This window comes from Alcaligenes pakistanensis (genome assembly GCF_014652815.1).
In the GTDB taxonomy this organism is placed as follows: Bacteria; Pseudomonadota; Gammaproteobacteria; order Burkholderiales; family Burkholderiaceae_B; genus Alcaligenes; species Alcaligenes pakistanensis.
Genome location: NZ_BMZN01000001.1, coordinates 812,768 through 829,923, shown reverse-complemented (window position 1 = coordinate 829,923; position 17,156 = coordinate 812,768). Strand labels below are relative to the sequence as shown.

The following is a 17,156-nucleotide window of genomic DNA, read 5'->3' as shown; positions in this document are numbered from 1 at the left end:
GCTTATTGGGCTGCCGATCTTGTGCTGGTTTCAGTACCCATAGCTTTGCACAGACCGCAGAAGCAATTATGGCTTGTCTAAGGGGGCATGGGTAGCACCGGCCACCCCAAGGCGTTTGCAGACGCCCTGAGCCTCTTGAGCCAGTACTAGTGTTAATTGTTCAGCGGGCAGGGGACGGCCTAGGGCAGCACTTTGACCGCTCCAGAGAGAGCTGAACTCAGTGCGGCCTTTCTTTTCGGCTTCGATACGCAATGGGCTAAGTGCTGAGCCTGCATGGGGGAAGACAGGCGCGCTGCTGCTCAATGGGCCGATTTCATTCATCAAGCGGGTGCTGATGCTGCGCGCAGGGCGGCCTGAAAAGAGATTGGTCAGGGCTGTACCGTCCGATCGGCTATTGCTCAAGGCCTCACGGTGCAGTGGGGTTATTTTGGATTCAGGACAGAATAGATAGGCGGTACCAATTTGAGCCGCGCTGGCACCTAGAGCCAAAGCTGCTGCAATGCCACGGCCATCTGCAATACCTCCTGCAGCGATCACCGGCACACTGACGGCATCGGCAATCTGGGGAACCAGGGATAGGGTACCCACCTGCTGATGAACCGTGGACTCCAGGAACACTCCGCGGTGGCCACCGGCCTCCAAACCCTGAGCAATGATGATGTCGGCACCATGCTCCTGCAGCCAGACGGCTTCAGCAGTGGTCGTGGCGCTGGACATGATCAGGGCACCGGTTTTTTTCACGCGCTGGACCAATTCCGCAGAGGGCAGGCCAAAGTGAAAACTGACTACTTCAGGTTTTAGCTCTTCCATCAATTCCGCGTGTTGTCTAGAGAAAGGCGCACGCGAGGCTTTGGGCAGTTCCTGGTTAGGGTCCAGACCGTATTCCTGGTAATAGGGCAGTAGCTTCAGCCGCCACTCTTGTAAGGCCTCTGGCTCCAGACGCAGGTCTTGGTGGCAAAAAAAGTTCAAATTGATGGGAGCCGACACCGCCTGCCTGAACAGCCCTACCTGCTCACGTATCTGTTCTGGGCTCAGCATGGCGCAGGCCAAGGAGCCTAGCCCGCCTGCGCGTGCAACCGCAATGGCCAGTTCGCTGTCTTGTGCGCCGGCCATAGGGGATTGAACGATAGGGTGCTCGATATGGAGCAGATCCAGCAAAGTATGGTTGGGCCAGATATACATGAAGGACGTCCTCGTCATTTCTCGGTAGCTTTTATCGTAGCAGGATGAGTTCAGCCTGAAAACTGACATTGCAGTGTACGGGCAAGGCCGTGGCACGCTTGCCGCACGCTACAATAATCGTCTTTTGGCACGATTGCTGTGCTGTCTTTTTCTGTTTTGTGGACGATCTGATGTCTCATCTCATTCTTCAAGGGCCGCGCCTGGATAGCGCCATCATCGAAAAAATTGCGGCAGTGGTGCAGGCCGATGGCGTGCAGGAGCTAGGCCCTACCGCCGTGCGCTTGCTGGGCGCGGATGAGCAGCAGCGGGCTGAAGTCCAGGCACTGTGCAAGATGGGTGCGATGGATTTTGCTTTTCTGGCGGAAATTGACCGCCTGAAAGACATGCGTGTGCTGGCAATGGATATGGACTCCACACTGATCAATATTGAATGTATTGACGAGATTGCCGATATGGCCGGCCGCAAAGAGCAGGTTGCCACCATTACCGAAGCTGCCATGCGTGGCGAGATTACAGACTTTACTGAGAGCCTGAATCGCCGCGTGGCTTTTCTGGAAGGCGTGCCGGTTAGTGATCTGGCCCGTGTATACGAAGAGCGCTTGCAGCCCAACCTGGGCGCTGATCGCCTGATTGCGACGGCTCATGCTCACGGCCTTAGAACCTTACTGGTTTCGGGTGGCTTCACCTTCTTTACCGAACGGATGAAAGACCGTTTCAACTTGAGCTATGCGCATTCCAATACCTTGGAAGTAGTCGATGGCAAGCTGACTGGCAAAGTGCTGGGTGCGATTGTGGATGGCCAGGCCAAAGCCCGTTTCTTGCAGGAATTGACGGCCGAACTGGGCGCAGGCCCAGAGCAATGTATTGCGATTGGCGACGGAGCCAATGATTTGCCCATGATGGCCCAGGCTAAATACTCGGTTGCTTACCGTGCCAAGCCGGTGGTGCAAGAGCAAGCCAGTTTTGCACTTAATCACTCCCCGCTGGACGCGGTGCTGAACTGGTTCCGTTTGGACGTTTGATATCGGCGGATCGCCAGCCTGCCCTGGTGCTGTACCGAGCAGCACCATAAAGCGAACCAGAACTCAGGCAACAAACCTTATCGTTCAAAAGAAAAGAGCGCCGTCATCAGACAGCGCTCTTTTTACATCCAGCGGTGTTGTTTAAGGCTTACTTCTCTTTGCGCAAACTGTTCAGCACATTTCGTACAGCCTGAATGCGGTTCTTGATTTCTTCACCTTTGGTGATTTCAATCCGCAGCTTGTCGGGGCCTGCTAGACGCACCTGTTTATTCTTCTGCACCAGTTCAATAATGCTGACCGGGTCCACATTGGGTTTGGAAGAAAACTGGATCGTAGCCTGAGCTTCGCTGGCGTCGATTTTTACGATACCCAAAGGTTCGGCTTTGATACGCAGGCGATGCACCGATAGCAGGTTCTCGCCGGCCTCGGGCAGCAGGCCGTAGCGGTCGATCAGTTCCTCATGGATATGGATCAGGTCATCTTCCTTGCGTGCGTGCGACAGGGCCTTGTAATGGCCCAGACGGGCATTCACATCAGGGCAGTAGTTAGACGGCAGTAGGGCAGAGGTATGCAGATTGACCTCGCATTGCAGGGCAAAGGGCGAATCCAGGTCGGGTTCTTCACCTGCTTTCAAGGCCTTAACGGCTGTGTTGAGCATATCCGCATACATGGAATAGCCCACTTCCTGAATATCGCCGGACTGGGATTCGCCCAGTACCTCGCCTGCGCCACGAATTTCCAGATCATGCATGGCCAGGAAAAAGCCTGCCCCCAGTTCTTCCATGGCTTGAATCGCTTCCAACCGCTTTTTGGCATTGCTGGTAATGGCATCCTCGCCAGGAGTGAGCAAATAAGCATAGGCCTGGTGGTGAGAACGGCCTACGCGGCCACGCAATTGATGCAGCTGGGCCAGACCCAGGCGGTCTGCCCGGTGAATGACGATGGTATTGGCAGTAGGCACGTCAATGCCGGTTTCAATAATGGTGGTGCACAGCAACACGTTGTAGCGCTTCTGGTAAAAGCCTTTCATGACGGCTTCCAGCTCGCGCTCGGGCATCTGACCATGTGCCACGGCAATACTGGCTTCGGGCACTAGTTCTTCCAGGCGGGCTCGACGATTGAGAATGGTCTCGACTTCGTTATGCAGGAAGTAAACCTGCCCACCCCGTTTCAATTCACGCAACAGGGCTTCACGGATGGTGCTGCCATCTTCACGACGCACAAAGGTTTTAATTGCCAGCCGTTTTTGCGGCGCGGTGGCAATAACGGAAAAGTCCCGTATGCCTTCCAGGGACATGCCCAGAGTGCGCGGGATAGGGGTGGCGGTCAGCGTCAGGATGTCGACTTCAGCCCGTAGTTGCTTCAAGGCCTCTTTCTGACGCACGCCAAAACGGTGTTCCTCGTCGATGATGACCAGACCTAATTGTTTGAAACGTACGTCCGCAGACAGGATTTTGTGCGTACCAATCACAATATCCACACTGCCTTCGCGCAGGCCAGCAATGGCGGCCTGGGTTTCTTTGGTGGAGCGGAAACGGGACAGCTCAGCCACACGTATGGGCCAGTCGGCAAAGCGATCCGAGAAGGTCTGCGTGTGTTGCTCGGCCAGCAAGGTGGTCGGGCACAGCAGGGCAACTTGTTTGCCATTGGCGACGGCCAGGAAAGCGGCACGCAGAGCGACTTCGGTTTTGCCAAAGCCTACATCACCGCAAACCAGACGGTCCATGGGCTGGCCCGAGGTCATATCGTTAATCACCGCTTCAATAGCGGCAGCCTGATCGGGTGTTTCCTCAAAGCCGAAGCCTTCAGAAAAGGCCTGGTAGTCATTTAATGGCAGCTTGAATTGGAAGCCTTCACGGGCGGCACGCTGCGCATACAGGGCCAGCAGTTCGGCGGCACTGTCACGTGCTTGTTTGGCGGCACGGCGGCGTGCCTTGTCCCATTGACCAGAGCCTAATTGATGCAGTGGGGCATGCTCGGGGTCGGCACCGCTGTAGCGGGCAATCACGTGCAATTGGGCAACGGGCACATAAAGCGTGCTGCCTTTGGCGTACTCCAGGTGCAGAAACTCTACCGGGCCTTCGCCCAAGTCCATTTCCTTCAAACCGCAGTAGCGACCAATGCCGTGTTCGGCGTGAACGACGGGATCGCCTTCGCGCAATTCGGACAGGTCCCGTACCATGGCTTCCACATCGCTGCTGCGCTCGTTGCGGCGGCGGCTGCTTTGTGTACGCGTCTGGGTAGGGTAGAGATCGTTCTCGGTCAGCAGGCTCAGCTTATCCTGCACCAGGGCAAAGCCGCGCGACAAGGGCGCGACCACTAAGGCAAAGGCGGTGTCTGATTCCAGCACGTCCGCCAGATTCTGGCAGTCTGCCGCAGGCGAGAGATCATGCTCACGCAGCATTTGCAGCAGAGTTTCTCGACGGCCTGCAGAGTCTGCACACAGCACCGTGCGGTTTTTGGGGTCCAGAACCTCTTGCCGCAGCTGGGCCAGCGGATCTTTATCGCGCCGGTTTACCGCAACAAGCGGCAAGGGCTCGAAGTCAGGGTGGGCGATGGGCTGATTGTCTGCCTGGGCATTCAGGCTTAAACGGCTAAAGGGCTTGATGCCATTAAAGAACTGCTCGTCCGACAGAAACAGACTTTCTGGAGGAAGAATAGGGCGCTCGCGATCACTCTTCAGGAAGGAAAAGCGACTATGCGTATCGCTTTGAAAGCGGCCAATGGCGCTTTGTGCATCCCCGTGGGTGACGACCAGACTGCCCTCGGGCACGTAATCCATCAAGGTTGCCGTGTCTTCAAAGAACAGCGGCAGATAATATTCGATGCCGGCAAAAGCAATGCCATTGCCCACGTCTTTATAAGGAAGGGCGCGTGAGGGATCGCCTTCAAAGAACTCGCGGAAACGGGCACGGAACTGCGTACGGGCATCCTCGTCCATGGGGAATTCGCGGCCAGGTAGCAGCTGGACTTCCTTGACGGGGTACAGGCTGCGCTGCGTGTCGATATCAAAGCTGCGTATGCTTTCGATTTCGTTGTCGAATAGATCCAGACGATAAGGCAGCACTGAGCCCATAGGGAACAGGTCAATCAGGCCACCGCGGATACTGAACTCTCCGGGAGCGCTGACCTGTGTCATATGGGTATAGTTGGCCAGCATCAACTGAGCACGCAACTGGGCCTCGTCCAGCTCATCGCCCTGACGGAATGAAAAGGTGTACGCCGCCAGAAACGAGGGAGGGGCCAGACGGTACAGTGCGGTGGTGACCGGGACGGTTAATACATCGACCTCGTGCATGGTTAAGGCATGCAAGGTACGAAGTCGTTCGGAGATCAGATCCTGGTGGGGAGAGAAACTGTCATATGGCAGGGTTTCCCAGTCTGGCAGCTGACGAACCCGCAAGGCGGGGCCAAACAGCAGGATTTCCTCGGCCAGCCTTTGGGCGGTCAAGGGATCGGCGCAGAGCACTAAAATAGGCGCTTTATGTTGGCGGGCCAGGTCGGCAATCAGGCAGGCGTCGCCCGAGCCAGGGGGCATGGGCTGCGTGTAGCGTTGACCGGGGCGCAATGCAGCCAGCACCTCGTGGGTGCTGGGTAGGGACAGGAAATGCTGTTTTTCGGTTTCCATCAGGATTGTCATTATAAAATCACCCACCTATGAAGACTACCTTGATTGCAATTGTTCCAGCCGCTGGTATCGGTGCGCGCGCCCTGGATTCTGCCACGAAGGCGCAAGGCTTGCCCAAGCAATATCGTTTGCTGGGCGGGCAGCCCATGTTGCGCCGTTCTGTGCAGGCTTTGCTGGCTGATGAGCGTATCAGCCAGGTGCGGGTGGCGGTCGCCCCTGGTGATACCTGGGCAGCCGCTGCGCTGGAAGGCTTGCCGCGCACTGTCTGCCTGCCTTGTGGCGGCGAGACGCGGGCTGAAACGGTGCTCAATACTTTGCACAGTCTGGATAAGGATGCGGAACACTGGGTTCTGGTTCATGATGCCGCTCGTCCTGGCTTGCCGCGCCAGGCCTTGGAGCGTTTGATTGATGCCTGCTTGCAGGCAGGGCGTGGTGGCTTGCTGGCTTTGCCCGTGCCTGATACGGTCAAGCGTGCGACGACGATAGCACCGACTGCCGTGCAGGCGACTGTGGACCGGGAAGGGCTTTGGCTGGCGCAGACGCCCCAGTGCTTTCCCGCCCACGCTTTGCGGGCTGCCCTGCAAGAGGCCAAAGAACAGGGTCTTACCGTGACGGATGAGGCCAGTGCCATGGAACTGACCGGTAGCCAACCCTTATTAATATTGGGGTCAGCGCGTAATTTTAAAGTCACCTGGCCTGAAGATTTTGAATTGATGGAGAAATGGTTATGAGCATGCCGATTCGCGTAGGACAAGGTTTTGATGTACATGTGCTGTGCGAAGGCCGGCCCTTGATTCTGGGTGGGGTCACTATTCCGCATACCCATGGCTTGATGGGGCATTCGGATGCGGATGCCTTGCTGCATGCGATTACCGATGCCATTTTGGGCGCGGCGGGCCTGGGAGATATTGGTCGCCACTTTCCGGATACAGACCCGCAATATAAGGGAGCCGACAGCCGCGTGCTCTTGCGCCATGCTCATGAGCAGGTGCGTGCCGCCGGTTGGCGGGTAGGCAATGTGGATGCCACGATTCATGCGCAAAAACCCAAGATTGCCCCGCATGCACCTGCCATGGTGGCTAATATCGAGGCAGATCTGCAATTGGAACCGGGTAGTGTGAATATCAAGGGTAAAACAAATGAAGCTATTGGCTTTGTGGGGCGGCAGGAAGGGATTGCGGTGACTACAGTGGCCTTGTTGTACCGCGCCTGATCGAGTTTGATCTCCGCTCTAAAATAGGCCCAGGGCAAGGGGGAACCCCACCCAGGGCTTTTTAGGAGATCTTCGTGTCTTTATCGCCTTGGGTGCCGGCCGCATTACGACCCGCCCGGATACGCGGCAACTGAATACGAGCCGTCAGACCTTCGGAGGGAGCACTGACCAGTTCAAAGTGGCCACCGACCTGACCGAGTAAACGTTCCACAATTGCCAAGCCTAAACCGGCCCCACTAACGCCCGTTCGAGCGGACACGCCACGGGAGAAAGGGCGTAGCAGGCGTTGGATATCGCCTTTGGCGATCCCTGCGCCCTGATCCTTGACGGCAATGACCAGAATATTGCCATGCTGATGAGCAGACAGCTCGATGCGAGCCCGATCATCTTCGGGGCTGCGTCCATAGCGGCGCGCATTTTCGATCAGGTTGGAGATGATGCGTTTCAAGTCGTGGGCACTGATACGGGCATACAGATTAGGCTCAACCGACGCCGTCAAAATACCACCCAGCGACTCGGTGTGCGTGCGTTCACGCTCGTACACATCATTGAGCACGGCAGAGACATCAATACCATGCTCGGGGACGGCAGCAGCGGGGCGGGCGTATTCCATGAGTTGACCAATACTGTGATCAATCTGGGCTAAGTCTTCGTCAATGGCGGCACGGGTTTCGTCTGACACCTGACTTAATTCGATTTCTAGGCGCATACGCGCCAAAGGTGTGCGTAAATCGTGTGAAATACCGGCCAGCATGATTTCCCGATCCGCCTCGGTCTGGCGGATATCGCGGGCCATGCGGTTAAAGGCGATATTCATGTCGCGGATTTCAACTGGGCCTTTTTCAGGCAGGGTGCTAGGGGTTTCACCACGGGCCAGTTGCTGGGCGACTTTGGCCAGCTGTGCCAGGGGCCGGTTCACAAAACGCACACTGACTGCGGCACCGATCAAGGCCAGCAGCAAGGCGGTAGCGCCCCAGCCCAGCCATTCCACACCGGCAGTCAGGCTTAATTGTTCGCGGTCAAAGACCAGCCAATACTGATCTTCATTGATATCAAAGGAGACCCAGATGCCAGGAACGCTATTGACCGACCACATGATCAGGGTTTGGCTACCCAGTGCTCCGCGCACTTCAGTAGAGACGTGTTGCCAGTAGTTCGAGCGCGGCAGGGGTTCCAGCTCGTCGGTGTTTTCGCGTGGTTGTACGCGCAGGCTTTCTTTGGTGGCCAGATCCAGCAAAAGGGCAGGGCGTACGGCCGGGGGCGCGTAGACCAGTGCCGAGCGGGTAATACTGACAATGGACGCCACGCGTTGAGCCATTTGGGCCGCGCGTGGGCCTTCTTCCATACTGAAGAATACTTGTAGCCAGGCACCCAGGCTGACGAGCATTAACGCAGCAAGCAATAAAAAAGACCGGCTGAATAAACCCAGCCGGATACTCGAGTTTTTTGTTGCTCGGCGTTGGGCGGCCACGGCGGGCCGCCCGTCTTGCTGACCGGAAGACAAGGTCAGTTACCGCCGTCAGGAACAAAAACGTAGCCCAGACCCCATACCGTTTGAATGAACACGGGTTTGGAAGCATTGGGTTCGATCAGTTTGCGCAGACGCGAAATCTGGACGTCCAGACTACGGTCAAAGGCTTCGTATTCACGACCACGCGCCAGTTCCATCAGTTTGTCGCGCGACAAGGGGATTTTGGGGTGACGGGCAAACACTTTCAGCACAGAGAACTCGCCCGTGGTGATGGGGACGACTTCATTATTGCGTGTCAGTGTCCGTGTGGACAGGTTCAGCACATAAGGGCCGAACTCGATCGATTCATTTTCCTGACTAGGTGCGCCGGGGTGCTCCTCGGTACCACGGCGTCGCAAGATAGCGTTGACACGGGCCAGCAGTTCACGGGGGTTGAAGGGTTTGATGAGGTAGTCATCGGCGCCCATCTCCAGGCCCACGATACGGTCGATTTCCTCGGCCTTGGCGGTGAGCATGATGATAGGGGTGTTGTCGTGTCCGCCGCGCAACCGACGACAGATGGACAGGCCATCCTCGCCGGGTAGCATCAGATCCAATACCAGCAGATCGAAATGCTCGCGTTGCCACAGTTTGGCCATTTCTTTACCGTCTTCGGCGACGAAAACGTTGAACCCTTGTTCGGACAGGTAGCGGCGCAATAAATCGCGCAGCCGGGGATCGTCGTCAACGACAAGGATTTTGCGGGTGAGGGGGGGGGTCGGCGTATTCATAGCGAAAATGTAACAGGCATCAGAAAGCGCGTACAGGGGGGTGTAGAAAAATATTACACATTAAGTGTTTTGTACGATTTATGCGCCCTGCAGCGGGTCGGGGCTCATGCCGGATAATTTCGTATGGTGGCAAATCGTCTCTCGGGTCGGTTTGAGTCTGCTGAAAAAAAGCGGTGTCGACTCAAAAATGGCCCTGGATTCCTCTGGGACGCCGATGGTGGCAAGTCAATCTCATCAAGGTGCCTTTTTGGGCCTGCTTAAACTAAAATAGCGCGATGGATGCACATATTCTTGCCCTGGAGACTTCCTCCAATCTCTGTGAACTGACCTTGTTGTCTCGCACTCAAGCGGGTATTTCGCTTGTGGAACTGAGCCACGAGGGCAGTGGCGATCACGCCGAACGTCTTTTGCCTATGGCTGAGCAGTTGCTGGAGCAGGCCGGTCTGGATAGACAGGCCTTGAGCGCGATTGCTTTCGGGCAGGGGCCAGGCGGTTTTACTGGTCTGCGCGTCGCCTGTGGTGTGGCGCAAGGCATGGCTTTTGCGCTGGACTTGCCCGTGTTGCCAGTCTCCTCCCTCTTGGCGGCCGCGGCTTGCGGCACACCGGTAGAAGGCACGGCTTACGTGGTGGTGCAGGATGCTCGTATGCAGGAGGTGTATGCCGCTGTGTATAGCTGGACACCCGAGCAGTCCTGGGCAGTGCTGCAAAGCCCCGTTCTGCTGGATGCTGGGCAAGTCACGAACTGGATCGGCCGCTTGCAGGCAGAAGGCCTGATCGGTGCGCAACTGCGTATTCAGGTCTTGGGTGATGCTCTGGAGCAATTTCCCGATTTGCGTTTGGCTGTGCAAGAGCAGGGCTGGGCAGTAGGCCAGACCTGGCGAGCCACTGGTGCCAGCGTGGCCCATTTGGCGTTGCATGATTTGGATTGTGGCCGTGGTGTATCCCCGGATTTAGCCATGCCGCTGTATGTGCGCGAAAAAGTGGCCTACACCATTCTGGAACGGGAACAGGGTTCAGGTGGTAATCCCGCCGCGTTGGATCAACCCGTTCAAGTCGAAGCGATGCAGGCAGGCCATGTGTCTGCCGTGCTGGATATTGAGCGCCGGGTAGAAAGCCATCCCTGGACAGCGGGTAATTTCACGGACGCCTTGGGCAATACCGCTTACTGCTCCCGCATTATTCACAAGCAAGGCCAGGTCCAAGGCTATGCCGTGTGGCTGAAGGCCCCCGACCTGATCGAGCTTTTGCTGATTGGGGTGACCCCGGAGCAACAGCGACGCGGTCTGGGCCGACAACTGTTGGATGACGGTCTGAACTGGGCGCGTGAGCATGGAGTAGAGCGTCTGGTTCTGGAGGTTCGAGCCTCCAATGCAGCAGCTATTACCTTGTATAAAAAATACGGTTTTCATGCCGATGGCTTGCGTAAAAACTACTACCCGTTGGCGGACGGTATGCGCGAAGACGCAATACTGATGAGCCTTCACCTTGTAGGCAAGGCCGGGGCATGATTGATTTTCAAGCCATTTCACCTTTACAGCGCACTTGGCTTTTAGAGCTGGGCTTGGAGCGTGCTTTCCTGGCGCGTCTGCCCCAGGCGCGACCAGCATCGCAATCTGCGCCCGCGCAGGAGCAAGCAGGTACACCTGTAGCCCCTGCGGCAGTTGAGCGGAAACTGGATGATGCGTCTAGCTTCGTTACCAAGCCAGCCCCTGCGCGTGGTGTTGCCAGTGATGCCATGACAGCTGCCCGCGACCAGGCTTTGGCCTTGTTGCGTAAACCCGGTGCCCGACCTGTGGTGGCGGCTCCGGTCGAGGACTCGCTTGCCCAGAAACCGACTGTGCTGATTCAACCTGAAAAGACTCAGGATATGGCCAGTCTGCTGGAACAGGTTCAGGCCTGTCAGGAGTGTGGTTTGTATACGGGCCGGGCGCAGGTCGTGTTTGGGTCGGAACTGCTGGTGGAACCGGACTGGATGATTATTGGTGAAGCGCCCGGGACTAGCGATGATCGTAGTGCTCAGCCTTTTGATGGCAAAGCAGGCTTGCTATTGCAGGCTATGCTCAACAGCGCGATTCCCAATGCCTCGATCTACAAAACGCATTTAGTGAAATGCCGCCCCTTGGGCAATCGTCCGCCTACTCAGGAAGAACTGGCTGCTTGTCGAGCCTTTTTGGATGCGCAGATTCGTCTGGTACAGCCGCGTCGATTGCTGGCCGTAGGCCTGTTGGCGGCGGTGGCCTTAAGTGGCCGTGATGAGGATCTGGAGGCTTTGCGCGGCCAAACCCTGGCCTATACCGATAGTCTGGGTCGTAGCCTGCCTTTAGTGGTGACTTATCACCCCGCCTCGCTTTTGCTGCGTCCGCAGCACAAAGCCAATGCCTGGCGAGATTTGTCGCTACTGCGCGAACTGCAGGCACAGTCCTGAAGTTGGCTCCGTGGGGAGCCGTCGGGTCGCCCCAAGGTAAAAAGCGCCCCCTGGTGGGGGCGTCAGCAAGCCAAAGGCGCAGCGTGGCGGACTTCCTATTTGGCCGTTAAGGCCTGTCCATGACCTTCCTGGCCAATGCAGGCTTCCAGCTCTGGATTCGCACGTAAGTTGGCATTTTTCCAGATGATGAAGACCGTCATCAGGGATGCCACCATCAAGCCAAAGAACACAATGATGTAGTTGATGGGCAGTCGCAGCCACAGCAGCAGGCTGTACAAGGCCAGCATGAACAAGATATTCAATTGCTCATTGAAGTTCTGCACGGCAATTGAGTGTCCGGCAGACAGCATGACGTGACCACGGTGTTGCAGCAGGGCGTTCATGGGAACGACAAAAAAGCCTGACAAGCCACCGATGCCCATCAGCAAGGTATAAACCGCCCATTTCTCGTGCACCAGGGGCATGAGTAAGACCACAAAGCCCATTGCCACACCCACTGGCAGTACAGCCAGAGACTTCTTCAAGGGAACACGGGCGGCAAAGACGGCGCCGAACACCGTCCCTAAAGCGGCAACACCCATCAGCACAGAAGCCTGGTCCAGTCTGTAGCCCAGGTGCTGGGCGCCCCATTCGATCACGATAAATTGCAGTGTGGCCCCGGCGCCCCAGAACAGGGTGGTCACGGCCAGCGAAATCTGCCCCAGCTTGTCACGCCACAGAATGTGCACATACGTGCGAAATTCTTTCAGCAGCAGGAAGGGGTTTTTCTGTTGGGGAGGGTAGTGAATATTGGTGCGTGGAATCAGCAGGTTGCACAGTGCAGCCAGAAGATAAATCAGGGAAATCAGCAGGATAGCAACTTCGGAGCGCGTTTTCGCCAGAGGTGCAATCAGGGGGTGCTCTGCCAGGGTGCTGGCAATGCTAGGGCTGATCAAAATGCCACCCAGTACCGTGCCGCCGATGATGGACAGCACCGTCAGGCCTTCAATCCAGCTATTGCCTTTGACCAGTTGCTCGGGTTTGAGCATTTCGGTGACGATGCCATATTTGGCCGGCGAATAGGCCGCTGCACCCACGCCAACCAGGGTATAAGACACGAAAACCAGAATCAGTTGCTGCGAGTCGTTCATGCCAAAGTACTGATGACAGAACATCAGCATACAGCCCATCAGCTTGATGGCGTTGGTGGCAAACATGACTCGGCCCTTGGGGTAGGAGTCAGCAAAAGCCCCAACAAATGCGGCCAGCAGCACATAGGACAGCGCAAACCACCATTTCATCATGGGGACCATCCAGATAGGTCCATGCAGGTCGGCGATCAGGGCGATGGCGGCAATCAGCAAGGCATTGTCGGCGATTGACGACAATGCCTGCGCGGCCATGACCAGATAAAATCCTTTATTCAAAATACATCCCGAATGCGTGTGTCCCAAGCTGCAGTACGGCGACTGCAAGACACGAATCAAAGCCAGGTTTCAGGCAGGACGAGCTTGTTGGGGGCTGCTCGTCAGGGTTTCATGGACAAAGCCTGAGCCGGCGAAAAATTTACGAAGAGAGATGGGGAGCAAGAATAACAGGGTCTGCGGGGGCAGTGGTATCAGAAATTCATTGCGACGGTCTAACTGCGCGGATTTTCTTGCCGGTCTGGCAGTTGGCAAAGCGCTATTGTAATTGCCCTGCCCGACTGGCTTGTCGGCTTGATCAAGCAGGGTAAACAGGGCTTGACGGCGGGTGCCAGTTTACTGCCTTATCATCCCAGCCGCCGAGCGATGGTTTTCATTTGTTTTTTAGCCGTCTTGGCTGCGGGCGGCAGGTGCTGCGGTATCATACGACTCGCGGTGCCAGGCAGATAAGAATGCGCCTGCGCGCCTGTTCAAATTGGTCTTTTTTGAGCTGACTTCTACCCTGTGCGTCTAACCCAGATCAAACTTGCTGGTTTCAAATCCTTTGTGGACCCGACCACCATTCCAACTCCCAGTCAGTTGGTAGGGGTTGTCGGGCCCAATGGCTGTGGGAAATCCAACATCATCGATGCGGTTCGCTGGGTGCTGGGCGAGAGCAAAGCCTCGGAGCTGCGTGGCGAGTCCATGCAGGACGTGATCTTCAATGGTTCGTCTCAACGTAAACCGGCTGGCCGCGCCTCGGTTGAGCTGGTCTTTGATAATTCTGAAGGGCGTGCCTCGGGTCAGTGGAGTACCTACGCTGAAATCTCGGTACGGCGTGTGCTGAGCCGGGATGGCACTAGCAGCTATTTTCTGAATAATCAGGCCGTCCGGCGACGCGATATTCACGACATTTTTCTGGGCACAGGCCTGGGGGCGCGAGGGTACGCGATTATCGGGCAGGGCATGATTAACCGCCTGATTGAAGCCAAGCCCGAAGAGCTGCGTGTTTTCCTGGAAGAGGCCGCCGGTGTGTCGCGCTACAAAGAGCGCCGTCGCGAAACGGAAAGCCGTTTGCGTGATACCCGCGAAAACCTGCTGCGCGTGGAAGATATCCAAAGAGAACTGGATACGCAGTTGGAGAAACTGCAGGCGCAGGCCGAGGTGGCGCGTCAATACCGCGATTTGCAGCAAGATGGCGAGTTAAAACAAAACCTGCTGTGGTTATTGAAAGAATCCAATGCGCAGGGCGATCAAAAAGCCCGTTTTTTGGCGATTGAACAGGCTCAGACCAAGCTGGAAGAATCCATTGCTGGTTTGCGGCATACCGAATCGACCCTGGAGTCGCAGCGACAAGCCCATTTACAAGCGGGCGATGCCTTGCATCTGGCGCAAAGCCAGCTGTATGAAGCGGGTTCTCAAGTGTCCAGTCTGGAAGCGGAAATCCGCCATGTGCTGGATTCGCGTAGCCGTATGGCTCAACGCCGCGAGCAGCTGGAACAGCAGCAGCGCGATTGGGTCGAGCAACAAGAGCATTGTCAGCAGGAACTGGAAAACAGCGAACAACAGCGGGAAGAAGCCGCTGTGAAGCTGGAGGAACTGCAGATTCTGCTGGAAGAAGCCCAGGGCGTTTTGCCGGACCTGGAGCAAGGTGTCCGCGAACAGACCCAGCGCCGAGATGAGATGCGCATGGGTCTGGCTCGCCTGGAACAAAATCTGGCACTGGCTGCGCAATCGCAACGCGATGCAGATCGGCAGATTCAAGGCCTGGAACAGCGCCAGGAACGCTTGAAGCAGGAGCTGCGGGAGCTCAATGCCCCTGATCCAGACAATCTGGAGCGTTTGCAGGGCGATTTGAATATGCTGCAAAACCAGTTGCAGCAAGCCCAGGAGCATATGCAGCACCTGGAAGTCCAGCTTCCTCGTCTGGAGGACGAGCGTAGAAAGGCGCAGGAGCAGGCTTTGCAAGGCGGGCAGGATATGGCCCGTCTGGAAGCGCGGCACCTGGCCTTGAGCCGTCTGCAGGAAGATGTCGCCCGTAAAGGCACGTTGGAGCCGTGGCTGGCCAAACATGGGCTGGAGAGTATGAAGCGGCTCTGGCAAAGCCTGGATGTCGAAAAAGGCTGGGAAACCGCGCTGGAGGCGGTGCTGCGCGAGCGCATGACAGCTTTGGAGTTGCGCCGCCTGGATATGGCCGCCGCTTTTGCCAGTGATGCGCCACCAGCCCGTTTAAGTTTTTATCAGTTGCCAGCTGTGGCTACGCCTGCCACACCTGATCTGGACCTGCCCTTGTTGACGTCGGTACTGCGGCAGCAAGAAGGTGCTTTGCGCAGCTTGCTGGATGACTGGTTGCATCAAGTCTACGTATGCACGGACTTAAAGCAGGCTTTGGGCCTGCGCGAACAACTATCCGATCAGATGTCGATTGTGGTGCAAGACGGCCATTTGGTAGATAGACATAGCATTCGTTTTTATGCGCCCGACTCTGAGCAGGCCGGGATGCTGGCCCGTCAGCAAGAGATTGCTCATTTGGAGCGGGAACTGCGTGGCGCTCAGTTGATTGTGGACGAGCTGGGCCATGCCAGCACCCAAGCCGAGGTGGCGTTGCAGCAGGTGCGTGGCGGACTGGTTCCAGCTCGTGCCCGTGTGGGCGAGCTGACGGCCCGTATGCACGATGTGCAACTGGAGCATTCCAAGCTGGCACAGTTGGCCCAGCAGTCACAAGAGCGTGGTGGCCGAATTAACGACGAGTTGGAAGAGTTAAACGTGCAGCGTGAAGAGCTGCAGGCGAACCGCGAAGAATTCGAGGCCCGTTTTGAAACGCTGGATGAGGAACTGGCCGAGCATCAAGGCGTGTTTGCTGACGCCCAGATGGAAGGTGAGCAAGGCGCTGAGCGGGCTGAGCAGGCCCGCCGTACCGTCCATGAGCGTGAGCGCGCCGTGCATGATGCCCAGTTCGCCGAGCGCGCCTTGGTGCAGCGCATGGCGGAGCTGGAGCGTAATCTGGCCTTGGCCCAAGAGCAGGCACAGCGTACGGCTGGCCAGTTGGAGGGCTTGCAAGGCGAGCTGCTGGATCTGGATGCCTCGGCCGCACAAGCTGGTTTGCAGGATGCATTGGAATTGCGGGCCGAGCGTGAAGAGGCTGTCCGCTTGGCTAAAATTGCGCTGGATACCTTGGCCGCACAATTGCGCGAGCATGAGCAGTCCCGTTCGGAAAACGAAAAAAATCTGGAACCCTTGCGCGAGCAAGTCATCGAATTGCAATTGCAGGAACAAGCTTCCCGTCTGGCGGTCGAACAGTTTGCTGAGCAGTTGGATAGCCGCAAGGTAAACCGTTCCGAGCTGTGGAGCTTGTTACAGGAAAAGACAGCAGAATGGCAACGCGTGGGCTGGTTGCAGTCCGAAGTGCAGCGTATTTCGCGTCAGGTTGAAGGTCTGGGTCCGGTGAATCTGGCGGCCCTTGAAGAGCTGAGCACAGCGCAAGAACGCAAGACCTATCTGGATGCCCAGCATAAAGACTTGAGTGATGCTATCGAGACGCTGGAAGACGCTATTCGCAAGATCGACCGCGAGACGCGCCAGTTGCTCATGGAAACATTCAACATCGTTAATCAGCACTTTGGTGAGCTTTTCCCAAGGCTATTTGGTGGTGGAGAGGCTAAACTGACGCTGGTGGGCGATGAAGTGCTGGATGCTGGTGTGCAAGTCATGGCGCAACCGCCGGGCAAACGCAATAGCACTATTCATTTGCTCTCTGGTGGTGAAAAAGCGTTGACGGCTACCGCCTTGGTTTTTGCTTTCTTCAAGTTGAATCCTGCGCCATTTTGCTTGCTGGACGAGGTGGATGCGCCATTGGATGATGCCAATACTGAACGCTATGCCAATCTGGTAGCCGCCATGAGCGACCAAACCCAGTTTTTATTTATTTCTCACAATAAAATTGCAATGCAAATGGCTAAGCAACTGATCGGTGTCACCATGCAAGAGCAGGGTGTTTCCCGTATTGTGGCGGTAGACGTAGATGCTGCAATGCAGATGAGCAGTGTGTAAGCCTGTTTTTTTT

At 56.6% G+C, this 17,156-nt stretch carries 11 protein-coding genes; 6 read left to right on the top strand and 5 right to left on the bottom strand.

Annotated features, from left to right (window positions below):
* Window positions 1-66 precede the first annotated feature (66 nt).
* A complete protein-coding gene (locus tag IE156_RS03815; protein WP_229840962.1) occupies window positions 67-1,182 on the bottom strand; it encodes an NAD(P)H-dependent flavin oxidoreductase in 1,116 nt (371 codons plus the stop codon).
* Between the two features lie 170 nt (window positions 1,183-1,352).
* Here IE156_RS03815 and serB point away from each other — a divergent pair, with 170 nt between their 5' ends.
* Window positions 1,353-2,204, top strand: coding sequence for a phosphoserine phosphatase SerB (gene serB / locus IE156_RS03810; protein WP_189391128.1), 852 nt, complete (start codon window positions 1,353-1,355; stop codon window positions 2,202-2,204).
* Between the two features lie 148 nt (window positions 2,205-2,352).
* Here the strand turns inward: serB and mfd are convergent, their stop codons facing one another.
* On the bottom strand, window positions 2,353-5,844 hold the full coding sequence (gene mfd, locus IE156_RS03805; protein WP_189391127.1) for a transcription-repair coupling factor: 3,492 nt from the start codon (window positions 5,842-5,844) through the stop codon (window positions 2,353-2,355).
* A 17-nt stretch (window positions 5,845-5,861) separates the two neighbouring features.
* On the opposite strand from mfd, the gene ispD reads away from it, so the two are divergent.
* Together ispD and ispF are read left to right on the top strand one after the other, a co-directional pair.
* Window positions 5,862-6,563 (top strand): 2-C-methyl-D-erythritol 4-phosphate cytidylyltransferase, encoded by a 702-nt coding sequence (gene ispD, locus IE156_RS03800; protein ID WP_189391126.1) that lies wholly within the window; start codon window positions 5,862-5,864, stop codon window positions 6,561-6,563.
* Entirely contained in the window at window positions 6,560-7,045 is a 486-nt protein-coding gene (gene ispF / locus IE156_RS03795; RefSeq protein WP_189391125.1) for a 2-C-methyl-D-erythritol 2,4-cyclodiphosphate synthase, read from the top strand. The genes ispD and ispF overlap by 4 nt, the downstream gene beginning before the upstream one ends.
* Window positions 7,046-7,106: 61 nt before the next feature.
* Here the strand turns inward: ispF and IE156_RS03790 are convergent, their stop codons facing one another.
* The gene (locus IE156_RS03790) at window positions 7,107-8,432 is read right to left on the bottom strand and encodes a sensor histidine kinase family protein (RefSeq protein WP_229840959.1); all 1,326 of its coding nucleotides are present in this window, start codon (window positions 8,430-8,432) and stop codon (window positions 7,107-7,109) included.
* Between the two features lie 119 nt (window positions 8,433-8,551).
* Entirely contained in the window at window positions 8,552-9,286 is a 735-nt protein-coding gene (gene ompR, locus IE156_RS03785; protein WP_003801024.1) for an osmolarity response regulator transcription factor OmpR, read from the bottom strand.
* Window positions 9,287-9,561: 275 nt separating this feature from the next.
* On the opposite strand from ompR, the gene tsaB reads away from it, so the two are divergent.
* Window positions 9,562-10,794 carry a tRNA (adenosine(37)-N6)-threonylcarbamoyltransferase complex dimerization subunit type 1 TsaB gene (gene tsaB / locus IE156_RS03780; protein WP_189391124.1) on the top strand — a complete coding sequence of 411 codons (1,233 nt, stop codon included), beginning with the start codon at window positions 9,562-9,564 and terminating at the stop codon, window positions 10,792-10,794.
* A complete protein-coding gene (locus tag IE156_RS03775) occupies window positions 10,791-11,711 on the top strand; it encodes a uracil-DNA glycosylase (protein ID WP_189391123.1) in 921 nt (306 codons plus the stop codon). The genes tsaB and IE156_RS03775 overlap by 4 nt, the downstream gene beginning before the upstream one ends.
* A gap of 95 nt (window positions 11,712-11,806) precedes the next feature.
* Here IE156_RS03775 and lplT read toward each other — a convergent pair whose 3' ends face one another.
* A complete protein-coding gene (gene lplT, locus IE156_RS03770) occupies window positions 11,807-13,117 on the bottom strand; it encodes a lysophospholipid transporter LplT (RefSeq protein ID WP_189391122.1) in 1,311 nt (436 codons plus the stop codon).
* A 501-nt stretch (window positions 13,118-13,618) separates the two neighbouring features.
* On the opposite strand from lplT, the gene smc reads away from it, so the two are divergent.
* A complete protein-coding gene (smc, locus tag IE156_RS03765) occupies window positions 13,619-17,143 on the top strand; it encodes a chromosome segregation protein SMC (RefSeq protein ID WP_189391121.1) in 3,525 nt (1,174 codons plus the stop codon).
* Window positions 17,144-17,156: the final 13 nt, after the last annotated feature.

Coding starts and splice junctions, on each gene's coding strand:
- IE156_RS03815 (WP_229840962.1), bottom strand. CDS start 1,182: ATGTATATCTGGCCCAACCATACTTTGCTGGATCTGCTCCATATCGAG.
- serB (WP_189391128.1), top strand. CDS start 1,353: ATGTCTCATCTCATTCTTCAAGGGCCGCGCCTGGATAGCGCCATCATC.
- mfd (WP_189391127.1), bottom strand. CDS start 5,844: ATGACAATCCTGATGGAAACCGAAAAACAGCATTTCCTGTCCCTACCC.
- ispD (WP_189391126.1), top strand. CDS start 5,862: ATGAAGACTACCTTGATTGCAATTGTTCCAGCCGCTGGTATCGGTGCG.
- ispF (WP_189391125.1), top strand. CDS start 6,560: ATGAGCATGCCGATTCGCGTAGGACAAGGTTTTGATGTACATGTGCTG.
- IE156_RS03790 (WP_229840959.1), bottom strand. CDS start 8,432: ATGCTCGTCAGCCTGGGTGCCTGGCTACAAGTATTCTTCAGTATGGAA.
- ompR (WP_003801024.1), bottom strand. CDS start 9,286: ATGAATACGCCGACCCCCCCCCTCACCCGCAAAATCCTTGTCGTTGAC.
- tsaB (WP_189391124.1), top strand. CDS start 9,562: ATGGATGCACATATTCTTGCCCTGGAGACTTCCTCCAATCTCTGTGAA.
- IE156_RS03775 (WP_189391123.1), top strand. CDS start 10,791: ATGATTGATTTTCAAGCCATTTCACCTTTACAGCGCACTTGGCTTTTA.